Source organism: Gilliamella sp. LMG 34361 (assembly GCF_984569075.1).
Genome location: NZ_OZ474903.1, coordinates 1,503,918 through 1,517,589 on the forward strand (window position 1 = coordinate 1,503,918; position 13,672 = coordinate 1,517,589).

Annotated in this window: 13 protein-coding genes, 1 pseudogene and 1 riboswitch; of the genes and pseudogenes, 12 read left to right on the plus strand and 2 right to left on the minus strand. The window is 34.8% G+C overall.

Annotated features, from left to right (window positions below; translation table 11 throughout):
- The first annotated feature begins 538 nt into the window (after nt 1-538).
- From dhaM to AC5LXI_RS07200, 7 genes are all read left to right on the plus strand, one after another.
- Nucleotides 539-922 (plus strand): dihydroxyacetone kinase phosphoryl donor subunit DhaM, encoded by a 384-nt coding sequence (dhaM, locus tag AC5LXI_RS07170; protein WP_493444172.1) that lies wholly within the window; start codon nt 539-541, stop codon nt 920-922.
- Between the two features lie 13 nt (nt 923-935).
- Nucleotides 936-1,415, plus strand: a complete 480-nt coding sequence (locus AC5LXI_RS07175; RefSeq protein WP_493444173.1) for a Lin0368 family putative glycerol transporter subunit — start codon at nt 936-938, stop codon at nt 1,413-1,415.
- 19 nt (nt 1,416-1,434) lie between these two features.
- A complete protein-coding gene (locus AC5LXI_RS07180) occupies nt 1,435-1,782 on the plus strand; it encodes a Lin0368 family putative glycerol transporter subunit (RefSeq protein WP_110423750.1) in 348 nt (115 codons plus the stop codon).
- 40 nt (nt 1,783-1,822) lie between these two features.
- A complete protein-coding gene (locus tag AC5LXI_RS07185) occupies nt 1,823-2,821 on the plus strand; it encodes a dihydroxyacetone kinase subunit DhaK (RefSeq protein ID WP_493444174.1) in 999 nt (332 codons plus the stop codon).
- A gap of 17 nt (nt 2,822-2,838) precedes the next feature.
- Nucleotides 2,839-3,489, plus strand: a complete 651-nt coding sequence (gene dhaL, locus AC5LXI_RS07190; protein WP_493444175.1) for a dihydroxyacetone kinase subunit DhaL — start codon at nt 2,839-2,841, stop codon at nt 3,487-3,489.
- Between the two features lie 70 nt (nt 3,490-3,559).
- Nucleotides 3,560-4,339 carry a triose-phosphate isomerase gene (locus AC5LXI_RS07195; RefSeq protein WP_493444176.1) on the plus strand — a complete coding sequence of 260 codons (780 nt, stop codon included), beginning with the start codon at nt 3,560-3,562 and terminating at the stop codon, nt 4,337-4,339.
- 23 nt (nt 4,340-4,362) lie between these two features.
- Nucleotides 4,363-5,334, plus strand: a complete 972-nt coding sequence (locus AC5LXI_RS07200) for a sugar-binding transcriptional regulator (protein ID WP_493444177.1) — start codon at nt 4,363-4,365, stop codon at nt 5,332-5,334.
- A 65-nt stretch (nt 5,335-5,399) separates the two neighbouring features.
- Here AC5LXI_RS07200 and pssA read toward each other — a convergent pair whose 3' ends face one another.
- Both pssA and ydiK read right to left on the minus strand, forming a co-directional pair.
- Nucleotides 5,400-6,755 (minus strand): CDP-diacylglycerol--serine O-phosphatidyltransferase, encoded by a 1,356-nt coding sequence (gene pssA / locus AC5LXI_RS07205; RefSeq protein WP_493444178.1) that lies wholly within the window; start codon nt 6,753-6,755, stop codon nt 5,400-5,402.
- Between the two features lie 132 nt (nt 6,756-6,887).
- Nucleotides 6,888-7,940 (minus strand): AI-2E family transporter YdiK, encoded by a 1,053-nt coding sequence (gene ydiK, locus AC5LXI_RS07210; protein WP_493444179.1) that lies wholly within the window; start codon nt 7,938-7,940, stop codon nt 6,888-6,890.
- A 102-nt stretch (nt 7,941-8,042) separates the two neighbouring features.
- Here ydiK and eco point away from each other — a divergent pair, with 102 nt between their 5' ends.
- The 5 genes and pseudogenes from eco to AC5LXI_RS07235 all read left to right on the plus strand — a co-directional run bounded on the left by eco (nt 8,043) and on the right by AC5LXI_RS07235 (nt 13,397).
- A complete protein-coding gene (gene eco / locus AC5LXI_RS07215; RefSeq protein WP_493444180.1) occupies nt 8,043-8,537 on the plus strand; it encodes a serine protease inhibitor ecotin in 495 nt (164 codons plus the stop codon).
- 313 nt (nt 8,538-8,850) lie between these two features.
- On the plus strand, nt 8,851-9,960 hold the full coding sequence (locus tag AC5LXI_RS07220; RefSeq protein ID WP_065579179.1) for an extracellular solute-binding protein: 1,110 nt from the start codon (nt 8,851-8,853) through the stop codon (nt 9,958-9,960).
- A gap of 101 nt (nt 9,961-10,061) precedes the next feature.
- Complete coding sequence (gene potG / locus AC5LXI_RS07225) at nt 10,062-11,198, plus strand: putrescine ABC transporter ATP-binding subunit PotG (RefSeq protein WP_034902514.1); 1,137 nt, start codon at nt 10,062-10,064, stop codon at nt 11,196-11,198.
- A 321-nt stretch (nt 11,199-11,519) separates the two neighbouring features.
- Nucleotides 11,520-12,395 (plus strand): annotated as a pseudogene (gene potH / locus AC5LXI_RS07230) (putrescine ABC transporter permease PotH); the annotation flags it as partial.
- A 243-nt stretch (nt 12,396-12,638) separates the two neighbouring features.
- Nucleotides 12,639-13,397, plus strand: a complete 759-nt coding sequence (locus tag AC5LXI_RS07235) for an ABC transporter permease subunit (RefSeq protein WP_493444274.1) — start codon at nt 12,639-12,641, stop codon at nt 13,395-13,397.
- Nucleotides 13,398-13,506: 109 nt separating this feature from the next.
- A riboswitch (FMN riboswitch) is annotated at nt 13,507-13,645 on the plus strand.
- The last annotated feature ends 27 nt before the right edge of the window (nt 13,646-13,672 follow it).

A 13,672-nucleotide genomic window follows, 5' to 3' on the forward strand; every position in this document is an offset into this window, starting at 1 on the left:
TTAAAAAAATTTACAGCTTTATTTAGAAAATATAATTTTAAATAACAAGATATATATCACATCCAGTTAATTGTTTAGACGTTTAAAATATAATAACTGATCACATATCCATATAATTTTTATAGAAATTATATGATATTTATCCTGAAAGATTAATTAATCAGTTTCAAATTTTTTTATTATGCAAAAAAATTGAGGAACGGGGTTTTTGAGACTCAAAAATTAAGAAATTCTAATTTAATAACAGTATGATTTGTACAACTGTTTAATCTTTTGTTTTTTTGTTGTTCTTATGATCATTGCATACTCTTTTTAAATCCGCTTATTCATTTATATTTTTCTATTGTTATTTCAATTAATCAATTTTCTTATACTTATATAACATTTTATTCATCCCGACTTGATCAAAACAAAATAAGTATTCAACGATAAATATTTAGATCTTAGTCACAAAATTATCATAAAACCATTTTCGGAGTAAATTTATTGACTATAATTGAACAAAAGATAAATAATGAAACATTTGTTCGGAGGTTTTATGATCAGTATTATATTAGTGTCTCATAGCAAGAAGATAACCGATGGGTTAAAAGAGATGATTGAGGAAATGGTTGATTCAACAGGGGATGTGAAAATCTTTTCAGCTGGAGGTACACAAGATGGTCGTTTAGGAACAGACTCTGTCGCGATTTATAACATTATCAAAAAATCAAACCAACATAAAAATATTCTTATTTTTGCAGATATTGGTAGTGCAATTTTAAGTACAGAAACCGCAATTGATCTTATTGAAGATGAAGAATTAAAAAGTAAAGTCACATTAGTGGATGCACCATTAGTTGAAGGTGCTTTTGTTGCATCAATTCAAGCTATGGTTGATAACGATGTAGAAGGTATTTTAGCTGAGTTACAAAATATTTAGAGAGAGAATGGATATGAAATTTTTTCGAAGTTTTGTTGGTTATTGTATCGCGGGCATGATAGTAATGGCTGTTTGGTCACAATTAGGCACTTATGGCATTTTTGGTGGTTATCTTGCGGCGGTAATCATTATTGGGCCAATGTGGTATATGAATCATTACATTAATTTAACCGGTAACGAAGATGATGCTGCTTTCGTTGATATGGGATTAGCGATTGCTGTCTGCGGAATTATGAGAGATACCTTTATTCAGGGAGGTGATGCTTTTTCAACCTCTTTACCGACAATTTTATTAGTTGGTTGTGGCGCTGCTTTAGGTGGAATCACTGCAGCATTTATTGAAAAAGACATGGCCAAGAAAAAAGAGTTTGTTAATGAAAATCCTAGAGAGCCAGGACTTAGACGTTCTGATTTTGAAAAATTAAAAGAAGCCAAAGAGAAAATTTTACGCGCTAAAAGAATTAAAATTTTTCAAAAAAAGAGTTCAATCTAGGATTAAGGAGTGAATGATTATGACAATACAATTAGCTATTGCAACGTTAATCGGTGGTTTTATTTTCCCATTTGTTATTCGAATGGCTTGGGGACGAATGGTTGATAATTGGGGGCCAATCGGTGGGTGGATGGCCGCGGCATTTATTGTCGGTACAGTATGGTGTATCAATCATGGTATAGCAACACCTATGATTACTCAAAGTGGTACTGTTTGGGTAGATCAGGGGTTAGCCGCAGGTGTTGGTGTTTGGGTTGCTTCAGCATTAACCGGTGGCAGTAAGCGTAAATCAGTTAAAAATATCGTTGCTGCGGTTAGCGCAGGTATTGTAGGTGGATATGTTTTGTCACTTTTTCTTGTTTCTTAAGTAAAAGATAAAGATTTGAAGGATAGTAAGGAGTAACACAATGAAAAGATTAATTAATGATGGTTATGATGTGGTTGAAGAGCTGTTAGAAGGTTACTGTTTAGCACACAGTGATTATGTGGAGCTCAATAAAGATTGTAATCGAGTAATTGTGAGTAAAAAAATGAGCTCAGAACCAAGAGTAAGAATTATCGTTGGTGGTGGCTCAGGTCATGAACCAGCTTTTTTAGGCTATGTTGGTAAAGATTTTGCTGATGCTGCGGCCGTAGGGAATGTAAATACCTCGCCATCACCAGAATATTGTTATGAAGCCGTAAAAGCAGTCGATGCGGGTAAGGGATGCCTTTTTGTTTATGGAAATTATGCAGGCGATGTAATGAACTTTGATATGGGCGCAGAACTTGCTGCTGAAGATGGTATTCGCGTTGAAACAGTAACTACAACAGATGATATTTATTCATCAGAAAATATTAAAGATCGCCGCGGTGTTGCTGGAAATGTATTTGTTTTTAAAGTTGCCGGTAGTGCCGCTGCGAAAGGTTATGATTTAGATAAAGTGAAGGCACTTACCCAAAAAGCCAATACTAATACCTATTCAATAGGGGTGGCATTATCTTCATCAACACTTCCGGTTACAGGAGAACCAATTTTTGAAATGCATGATGGTGATATGGAAGTTGGTATGGGTATTCATGGCGAACCAGGGATCGAAAGAACTAAACTAGAAAAGGCAGATATTGTGGTTAGCCAATTAATCGATCATATTTTAGCTGATTCTAAACTAACATCGGGTGATGAAATTGAGTTGCTCATCAATGGACTCGGTGGTCTAGCGTTGATGGATCAATATATTTGTTATCGAAAAGCTCATCTTTTATTAGCAGAAAAAGGCATCAAAATTTATAAATCATTAGTTGGTAATTATGTTACGTCAATGGATATGGTTGGTATGTCTATTTCAGTTATAAAACTGGATGAAGAGCTTAAACAACTGTTGGATCATCCTTGTGATGCCCCTTATTTTAAAGTTGATTATTAAATACAAGGAGAATTGAGATGCGTGCCCTGATGCTAAATAAATCATATTTTATTGAGACTTTAAAAAAATTGGCTGCAATGGCTGAAGAAAATCGTGACCACTTAAGTAAGTTGGACTCAGATATCGGCGATGGTGATCATGGAATCAATTTGACCATCGGTTTTCGTGAGGTTGAAAAACAGTTACCTCAACTCTCTGAATCAGTAACTGATATAGCCGAATTAATGAAAAAAGTAGGTATGATTCTCTTAAGTAAAGTTGGAGGAGCATCAGGGCCATTATATGGAAGTTTTTTCATGAAAATGGCGACGCATATAATTGGAAAACAAGAAGTGACATTTAAAGAATTTTGTCAAATGTACCAAGATGGCGTTGAAGCTGTTCAAATGAGAGGAAAAGCTGAATTAAATGATAAAACGATGCTCGATGCTTTAATTCCTGGTCTTGCAATATTAAAAGATTATCAAGAAGGTGATGATCCTATAAATACTTTAGAAAATTGTGTAAATGAAATGAAGTTAGGTTCAGATAAAACTATTCCGCTAATGGCCAAAAAAGGTCGAGCGTTACGCTTAGGTGAACGTGCAGTTGGTCATCGAGATCCCGGCTCTGAATCGGCTTGGATGATTATGAATGTATTTTTAAAACAACTCAAAACGATATCCTAATTAATCGCTTTGCTATTTATTTAAATTAACGAGTTTTAAATAATATTTAGTTGATAATAGAAGGTTGAATATGAAAAAAATCTATATTGGTACAAGTTGGAAGATGAATAAAACTTTAGCTGAAGCGTTACTTTTTTGTGAACAGTTTAATACCTTTTATCCGAAAAATCTGAAAAGTCACATTCAACCATTTGTTATTCCTCCATTTACTTGTGTACGGGAAGTCACTGATTATATCAATAATCACAAGATTAACTGTTTAACTGGTGTGCAAAATATGCATTATTCTCAATCGGGGCCTTTCACTGGTGAAATTTCACCCAATATGGTTGCCGATACTGGTGCCACCATAGTTGAAATAGGGCATTCCGAACGGCGAGAATATTTTGCGGAGACAGATAGTTCTGTGAATAAAAAAGTCCATGCTGCTTTAAACTATAATTTAACCCCATTAATTTGTATAGGTGATAGTGCTCAAGAAAAATCCTGGGGTGTATCTGTCGAAACTGTGGTTAAACAAATGAAGATTGCTTTATCGGGTATTGATAAAAATCAGGTGATTAAGACAATTATTGCTTATGAACCAATATGGGCAATTGGTGAACAAGGGGTACCAGCAACCCCTGATGAAGCTGAGTATATCCATGCTAAATTACGTTCAGCATTGATTGAAATTTATGATATAGATACTGCTAATCAAGTAATTTTACTTTATGGGGGTAGTGTAAATCTAGAAAATTCAACATTATTAATTAACAAACCGAACATTGATGGATTATTTATTGGTCGTAGTGCATGGCAAGCTAAAGGTTTTTGTAATATATTATCTGTTATTAATCAGAAAATTTAAGGTAATAATAAAAGGCAAGCCTAATGGATATATTTGAAGATAAACAAGAGTCAGAACTACTTACTGAAATTGCCGTTGCATACTATGAATATGAACAAACTCAAGAAGAGATTGCCCAACGATTTGGTATTTCACGTATTAAAGTAGGTCGCCTGCTAAAAAAAGCGAGAGCAGAAGGCATTGTTGAAATTAATGTCAAATATCATCCAGTTTTTAGTTCGCGTATTGAACAGCAATTTGTTAATAATTTTGGTATCAAACGTGCATTGATTGCTTTAGATCATCAAGATGAAGATGAGCAACGACGACAAGTTGCTGCATTGGTATCTAACTATTTATCAAGCACCTTAAAAAATGGTATGACAGTAGCGGTTGGGCAAGGACGTAATGTCGCCGCTATTGCTAGCCATGTCGGTGTTTTTCCTGAAAAACAGTGCAAATTTATTTGTGGTATTGGCGGTACTCAGCGAGTCGGAGAAATCATTGACGCCGATCATATTAGTCGAAGTCTAGCACGAAAATTCAGTGCAAGTAGTGAAACTTTATATGCACCAGCTTATGTTGAAAATCGAGAACTAAAACGTGCGTTTATGCAAAATAGAGTTATTAAAGATACGATAGAACGCGCTTCAAAAGCTGATATTGCTTTAGTGGGTATTGGCGATATGAATGAAAACTGTTACATGGTGCAGTTAGGCTGGTTTACGCCACAGGAAGTTACTTTTGCAACTTTGAATCAAGGTGTAGTTGGTGATATAGCGGGGTATGGTTTCTTTGATATTAATGGCAATCCTGTTGACACAACCATGAATGATCGGGTAATTGGTTTAAGTATTGATGAATTACGTAATATTCCTTGTGTTATTGCCATTGCATCTGAAAATACTAAGGCGACAGCAATTTTAGGTGCGCTTCGTTCTGGTGTAATTGATATTATTGCTACCAGTGCTTCAAATGCCAGAACAGTGCTTAGCTTACAACAAAATAAAATTTAATTAAAATATAAGCTATTTGTGAACCCATTACAAATAGCTTATTTATTTGTGTTTTAAACTGATTATTACAATAAACGTTTAATAATCCTATCAACCCGAATTCGGCTTAAACGTTTAATTAATTTATGTACTTGTTTTGGATAGAATTGGCTAGCTTGAATTTGTTGGAAATGCGTGACTAAGGTCGTTTTTTCACGGATTGTAACAAGTTCTTGGTTAATCTGTTTTTGCAATTTATGTTTTGGATCGTGGACTAATATCGCATTTTCCAGATCTAGACGCCAAGCTCGAGGATTAAGGTTATTACCAGTAATCATCATCCATTCATCATCGACCCAAATCCCTTTTAAGTGATAGGTTTGATCCCCATCTTTCCATAATCGAATGATTAACTGTTCTTTATCTATATAAGTTTGTAGCCGTTCCACAAAACGTCTTAAGTTGATTTCATACAAATAAGGTAATCCACCCGAGATATTAAAAGGTTGATCTTCAGGAATATAAAAGTCGTTAGCAACTTTATCACCAATAATAATTTCAACTTGTTTATCTTTTCTTAGTAGGCGAATAATATCACGCACTAATATATTTGGTAGATTAAAATAAGGTGTACAAAATGTGATTTTTTGTTCAGTAATATTTATTAAATGGTGGATAATCTTATTGAGTTGATTATTACGCCCAAGCCCTACTATTGGTGATACGGATAGTGTATCGTTGTCAGTTTCTGCTCTATACTGGTAATTGGCATCGGTAAGATGTTGACGTAATGTTTTAATTTCTGGTTTGATTTGTTTACGTGTTTTATGTTCTTTAACATCTAAACGTTGCACGCCTTCAAGTGTCAAAAAGTTATTATTTACGTAACTAACCATGGTGTCGGATAGCGCTTTATTGGTTATAAAGTGATATCTGTCATAACGGTATTTATCAAGTTTGTGTAAATATACGTTGTTTATACTTGCACCACTATAAATTACGGTATCATCAATAATTAAGCCTTTTAAATGTAGTACACCGAGTACTTCTCGGCGATTGACTGGTACACCATAAATAGGTATATCAATATTTGGATGTTGTTGTTTTAGATCATAGTAATATCTTGCGTTCGTTTGAGTTTTATCTTCACCAATTCGTCCACGTTGAGCGCGATGCCAATCAACAAAAATCTTGATATCTAAATTTGGTCGTTCTGTTTTTGCTTGATAAAGCGCGTCAAGTACTTCACGGCCTGCTTCATCTTTTTCTAAATAAAGTGCAACAATATAGATGCGCTGTTGAGCTTTTTTGATATGTTCAAACAATGCAATTCTATAAGATTTTGGATCGTATACAATTTGGTATTGTTCAGCTTTTTGCTGAAGTTTTGCTATTTCATTTAGATGTTTTTGATGGTTATATTTTATAAATGGTATTCGCATGATTTAAATATCATTAAAACTGACACAAAGTGTAGAATATCATAAATTATGTCAGAAAATAACACTCCTGATTATCATCGGTTTGTCTATAGTCAAATCAATCTGTTTTTATTCAAATTATTGATGCTATTTTTAAGATTGTTCATTAACCCAAGTTTGAATAATTTTATAGCTTAATGCCAGTACAACCGGACCAATAAATAATCCCATAATACCAAAAGCCAGAATACCTCCAATTACTCCAAATAGAATAAGTAAGAAAGGTAGATCTGCACCTTTTTTAATTAAATATGCTCGCATTACGCTATCTAGTGTTGTTAATATGATGGCAACTACAATTAATACAATACCCGAAACCATATGCCCATCCCAAAATTGCCAAATGATACAGCCAATCATTACTATAACCGGTCCAATTTGTGCAACACAACAGATGAATAAAACTAAAGTTAGTATGCCAGGAAAAGGCATTTTAGTTATGATAAAGCTTAATCCACCAATTAAAGCTAATGTAATAGCAGTGACAACTACTCCTAATGCAACCGCACGTATTGATTGACCTGCTAAGGTAACAGTAGTTGTTCCGTATTGTTTAGATAAACGATTAGCTAAAAGATAGACATATTTAGTGATGCTTTCACCTTTAAGGAACAGTAGTAGGCTAAAAATAATCATGACACCAGCGTGAAAAATGAAAACACCAATATTAGTTACTTGTTCTAAAAGCCAGCCAATCATTATACCAATATAGGGTTGAATATCTGATATTAATTCTGAACCATCAGTTTTGATAATTTCAAGCCATTTTTGATGAAGTTCTTCACCAAACATTGGAATATTTATTAGCCAGTCAAAGGTAGGTAATTCTCTATGAGACAGTGTTCTAACCCATTCGATAAGGTAATGCCCATTTTGAGCCACACTACTAATGATAAGAATAAAAGGAATAACACAAACAAATGCTAGGATTAATGCCATCACTAAGAGTGACAACCAACGTTTATTAAAAAGTTTTTGTTGGATTTTTATCATTAACGGCCAAGTTGCAATAACGACCATCACAGCCCAAAAAAAGCCAAACAAAAATACTTCAATCACCCGATAAGTTACTATTATCAGTAAACCTATCAATAATAGGTTTAGAATCAACTTTAGTAAGTCATCAGTTTTTTTTTCTGCTGGCATTTTTACCTCATATTTTTTAATCTAGATAATGTTATTATACGCATTATGTTTTAAAAAGCATACGATGTCGTATCAAATAGACAATTTTCTTGGAGACATAAAATGAAAAAATTAATGCTATTAGCCTTGATGGGGATTGCGTTATCTGCTTGCGCAAATACGCAAAAAACACCACAAGTCGTGCAAAAATTAAATCAAATCGCGCCATATCCTGATGCTAAAATAGGCGCTACTCGTTATGTGATTCATCTTCCAACTTTAAAAGATGAAACTAATGCTAAAGTAGAAATATTTGTTGGTAAAAATATGAACGTTGATTGTAATGTGAATCATTTAGCAGGAGTAATTAAAGAAAAGGAACTTAAAGGTTGGGGATATTCTTATTACGAAGTTGATGAAGTCAAAGGTAATATTTCAACTATGATGGCTTGCCCTGACAGTGCCAGCAAAAATCAATTTGTGACCATCAATCATAATTTAGGTTTATTAAATTATAACAGTCAATTGCCATTGGTATTTTATGTACCAAATGATGTGACCGTTAAATATCGAATTTGGCAACCTGATTTAAAAGTTCTGCAAGCCAACGCCGAATAAAAAAAGTAAATTAATTGTTAATAACTAGCTAACTATGGGTTGATTGATTAAAATCTATTCACTCAACCCTTAATCTTAGAATATTTGATTTTTTAAGTAGACATCTGAAAAAAAAAAGGTATTTTATCCCTCGTAATGCAAGGTTAGCTCTACATGTTCATTAATTATATTAATGACTTGTGATTGCCTGATTACCTCGGTTTCACCATATTATTAGATTCAATAATAATGGTAAAATTTGGGGGTCCGTTGTATTTAACAATGGGCTTGTGTCTAACATGTAATATCCCTAACTAGAGGAGAAGTGGTGAGCATGTTTACTCAACGTAAAACAATTCTTTCAATCATCGCTGGTGTATCACTAGCATTATCTCAAACTGCTGTAGCTAAAGACCGTGTTGTGCATTTTTACAACTGGGCAGGTCAAATTGGTAATAGTACAATCTCTGATTTTGAAAAATCAACTGGTATCAAACTAGTTTATGATGTGTATGATTCCAATGAAGCGCTTGAAGGTAAACTAATGGCCGGTCATTCAGGTTTCGATGTGGTTTCTCCTTCAGACAGTTTTTTAGCTAGACAGATCAAAGCTGATATCTATCTACCATTAGATAAAAGTAAATTACCTAATTGGAACAACCTTGATCCTAATTTAATGAAGTTAATGGCTAACCATGATCCCGATAATAAGTATGCAATCCCATATGTATGGATGACTACAGGTATTGGTTATAACATTGATAAAGTTAAAGAACGTCTTGGTGAAAATGCCCCAGTTGATAGTTGGGATTTAGTTTTTAAACCTGAAAATATGGAAAAACTTAAAGATTGTGGTGTGGCATTCTTAGATGCTCCAACTGAAATCTTTGCTAGTGCTCTTCAATATTTAGGTAAAGATCCAAACAGCACTGATGCTAAAGATTATACAGAAGCTGCTTATGGTGTGTTGGCAAACGTCAGACCAAATATTCGTTATTTCCATTCATCTCAATATATTACTGACTTAGCAAATGGCGATATTTGTGTAATTTTAGGTTGGGCAGGCGATATTTTACAAGCTCGCGACAGAGCTAACGAAGCTAATAATGGTGTTCATATTAATTACAACATCCCGAAAGAAGGTGCACTGGTTTTCTTTGATACCCTTGCAATTCCAAAAGATGCAGCTAATCCTGATGAAGCACACGAGTTTTTAAACTTTATTTTGAAACCAGAAATTGCCGCTCAGGTGACCAATGATGTTAACTTTGCTAGTCCAAATAAAGTTGCTAACGATAAGTTTGTGAAACCTGAAGTGAGAAATGATCCAGCGGTTTATCCAAAACCAGAAGTGATGGAAAAATTATTCACTTTAACGGTGAAAGAACCCAAACTTGAGCGAGTGATCACTCGTACATGGACAAAATTGAAAACGGGTAAATAACCGTTTGAAAATGTCAACTAATTGACTTATACATTCTAGACGGGAGGGTTTTAAATCTTTCCGTCTCGTTTTTTTTGGCTTGTTGTTATGAGGAAAAAAGCGTGAACGATAAAACAACAAATCAGGTACAGCCTAAAAAAAAGATGATAACTCCATTATTGGAGATCAAAAATTTAACTAAAGTTTTTAATGATGATTATTATGCCGTTGATGATGTCAATTTAACCATTTATACCGGAGAGATTTTTGCCTTATTAGGCGCTTCGGGTAGTGGTAAATCAACATTATTGCGGATGCTTGCCGGTTTTGAACAACCGACTTCTGGACAAATTATTTTAGATGGTAAAGATTTATCACAAGTACCACCTTACAATCGTCCTATTAATATGATGTTTCAATCGTATGCTCTTTTTCCTCACATGACGGTTGAGCAAAATATTGCTTTTGGGTTAAAACAAGATAAATTAGATAAAAATGAAATTAAACACCGTGTTGAAGAGATGTTGGCGCTTGTGCATATGGAACAGTTTGGCAAACGTAAACCTCATCAACTATCAGGTGGTCAAAGACAACGCGTTGCTTTAGCTCGAAGTTTAGCGAAAAGACCAAAATTACTACTGTTAGATGAACCAATGGGCGCATTGGATAAACAACTTCGTGATCGAATGCAACTTGAAGTCGTCAGCATCTTAGAACAAGTTGGTGCAACCTGTGTAATGGTTACCCATGATCAGGAAGAAGCGATGACTATGGCAGGCCGTATTGCGATTATGAATAAAGGTCAGTTTGTGCAGATAGGTGAGCCTGAAGAGATCTATGAACATCCAAATAGCCGTTATAGTGCAGAGTTTATTGGTTCTGTAAATGTTTTTGACGGTATTTTACAAGAGACCTTAGAAGATGGATTAATTATCAGTTGTCCGATGATTAAACACCCATTAAAAGTCGATTACGATTCACCGGCGGTTGAAGGTGTGCCAATTCAAGTCGCATTAAGACCGGAAAAAATTAAACTTTGTGATGAAATTCCAGCCGATGGCTATAATGTTGCAACGGGTGAAGTGGTTGAAATTGCTTATTTAGGTGATCTGTCGATTTACCATGTTAAATTACAAAGTGGACAGATTATTATTGCTCAACTACAAAACGAACACCGTTATCGTAAAGGAATGCCAACTTGGGGGGATATTGTCAACTTAAGTTGGGAAATTGATAGCTGCGTTGTGCTAACCGAATAAACACAAGAGGATATATTGATGCGATCCATTTTATGGGGTTTGTTGTTAAATGCCTTAGTGTTACTTGGTGTTTATTTACGTTTTGTAACCATCAATGCATTTGACAATCTGTTTTTAGATGCGTTATTTACGTCAATGGTATTAAGTTTATTAGTATCATGTGTTGGCGCATATTTGGCACATTATAAACCATCTAAATTTGCTTATCGGTTGATTATAGCCGGCAGTATTTTATATATACCTGCTGGATTAGGTTTAGTGGCGATCTATTATGCTTATCGCAAGATGCGACTACAACGTGATGATTCTGATTTGATGACACTCTATGGCCGTCTATTAGTAATAGCTATTCCATATTGTTGGATGTTGTTGCTATTTTTATTACCGTTTTTGATTGTATTTCGAATCAGTTTTTCCGAAGTGGCGATAGCCGTACCACCTTATACTGAACTGCTAAGTTATGAAGATGGCCTAGTTAATATTGTTTTAAACTTTGGTAATTATTTTAATTTACTCGAAGATACTATTTATCTAGACTCGTATTTACAATCATTAAAAGTTGCTGCAATTTCCACATTGCTATGTATTTTGATCGGTTACCCTTTGGCTTGGGCTATTTCACAATGTAAACCGTCAACCAGAAATATTTTATTGTTATTAATCATTTTGCCATCATGGACTTCGTTTCTAATTCGGGTTTATGCTTGGATTGGAATTTTAAATCCTAATGGTCTATTAAATAATTTCTTAATGTGGTTAGGGGTTATAGATCAGCCATTAATCATAATGAAAACCTATCTGGCGGTTTATATCGGTATTGTCTATTCTTATTTACCATTTGTGGTATTACCAATTTATACCTCATTAAGTAAAGTAGACACAACGTTGATTGAAGCGGCGTTAGATCTTGGTTGTAAACCAATTAAAACCTTCTTCAAGATTATTGTACCGTTAACCAAAAATGGCGTTATTGCCGGAGGAATGTTGGTATTCATTCCGGCGGTAGGTGAATATGTTATCCCAGAATTATTAGGACCATCCGATGGTCTAATGATTGGTACACAGTTATGGACTGAATTCTTCAATAATCACGATTGGCCAGCCGCGTCAGCAGTGGCAACAGTAATGTTATTGATATTAATTGTGCCTATCTACTACTTTAATAAGTTCCAGAACCGAGAAATGGGAGGTAAATAAATGAATAATTTACCATTAGTCATGCGATCAGCATTGATTGTTTTTATTGCTGCATTATTCGGTTCAATAGTGCTATCGGTTTTGATCTCTGCATCAGGATTTGCGCTATTATCTAGTGCTAGCTTGTATGTCGGATGCTTGCTATTTAGCCTTATCTTAACAACCATTGTAACAATCGCGTTATTAGTGAGATGTTTAAAAGGATTGATTCTCTTAGTAGTATTTTCTTTTTTATATATCCCTATGATTATTCTGATTGTTTATTCGTTCAATAGTTCAAGGCTGGTAACAGTTTGGGCAGAATTTTCAACCAAATGGTATGTTGAGTTAATACATAATGACACTTTACTCAAAGCAGTAGGATTGAGTTTGACTATCGCGGCAGGTGCAGCCTCATTAGCGATTGTACTGGGTACTTTAGCTGCTTTTACTATCATTCGGTTTAGACGATTCCGTGGCTCTAACCTGTTCTCGTTTATGACTACTGCACCGTTAGTTATGCCTGATGTCATTACTGGTTTAGCCTTATTATTGCTATTTGTCGGAATGGGACAAGTGCTTGGTTGGCCAAAAGAACGCGGTGCAATGACTATTTGGATGGCGCATGCAACATTCTGTACCGCTTATGTAACGGTTGTTATTAGCGCAAGATTACGAGAGTTAGACAAGTCAATCGAAGAAGCGGCTTTAGATCTCGGTGCTAATCCATTAAAGGTATTTTTCATAATTACTTTACCAATGATTGCACCAGCACTGGTTTCTGGTTGGTTATTGGCATTTACTTTATCACTTGATGATGTGGTTATTGCTAATTTTGTTACCGGACCGGGGGCAATGACATTACCAAAACTGGTATTTTCTAAAGTTCGTTTAGGTGTCGATCCACAAGTTAATGCCTTAGCGACCATTATTTTACTAATTGTTGGTATTATCGGCTTTATTTCATGGCTTTGGATGCGTAACGCCGAAAAACGGCATTTAAGAGAGATTCGCATGCGATAATCTATATCTATTAATTATTGCCGCTTGTTGCGGCAATTTTTTTATCCTTATAAAATATACGTGTTTTTTTAGCCGTTTTATATTATAGTGTGCGCAGTCAGGTTACTGACAAAATTCTCAGGGCGGGGCGTAATTCCCCACCGGTGGTATAGCCCACGAGCGCTTAGTAAAATTCTATTTTATTAAGGACAGCAGATTTGGTGAGATTCCAAAGCCGACAGTTAAAGTCTGGATGAAAGAGAGTAGCTTATCTTTTCTATATTTGCGCTATAGCA

Coding starts and splice junctions, on each gene's coding strand:
- AC5LXI_RS07200 (WP_493444177.1), top strand. CDS start 4,363: ATGGATATATTTGAAGATAAACAAGAGTCAGAACTACTTACTGAAATT.
- dhaM (WP_493444172.1), top strand. CDS start 539: ATGATCAGTATTATATTAGTGTCTCATAGCAAGAAGATAACCGATGGG.
- AC5LXI_RS07185 (WP_493444174.1), top strand. CDS start 1,823: ATGAAAAGATTAATTAATGATGGTTATGATGTGGTTGAAGAGCTGTTA.
- AC5LXI_RS07180 (WP_110423750.1), top strand. CDS start 1,435: ATGACAATACAATTAGCTATTGCAACGTTAATCGGTGGTTTTATTTTC.
- ydiK (WP_493444179.1), bottom strand. CDS start 7,940: ATGCCAGCAGAAAAAAAAACTGATGACTTACTAAAGTTGATTCTAAAC.
- AC5LXI_RS07235 (WP_493444274.1), top strand. CDS start 12,639: ATGATTATTCTGATTGTTTATTCGTTCAATAGTTCAAGGCTGGTAACA.
- eco (WP_493444180.1), top strand. CDS start 8,043: ATGAAAAAATTAATGCTATTAGCCTTGATGGGGATTGCGTTATCTGCT.
- AC5LXI_RS07195 (WP_493444176.1), top strand. CDS start 3,560: ATGAAAAAAATCTATATTGGTACAAGTTGGAAGATGAATAAAACTTTA.
- pssA (WP_493444178.1), bottom strand. CDS start 6,755: ATGCGAATACCATTTATAAAATATAACCATCAAAAACATCTAAATGAA.
- AC5LXI_RS07220 (WP_065579179.1), top strand. CDS start 8,851: ATGTTTACTCAACGTAAAACAATTCTTTCAATCATCGCTGGTGTATCA.
- AC5LXI_RS07175 (WP_493444173.1), top strand. CDS start 936: ATGAAATTTTTTCGAAGTTTTGTTGGTTATTGTATCGCGGGCATGATA.
- dhaL (WP_493444175.1), top strand. CDS start 2,839: ATGCGTGCCCTGATGCTAAATAAATCATATTTTATTGAGACTTTAAAA.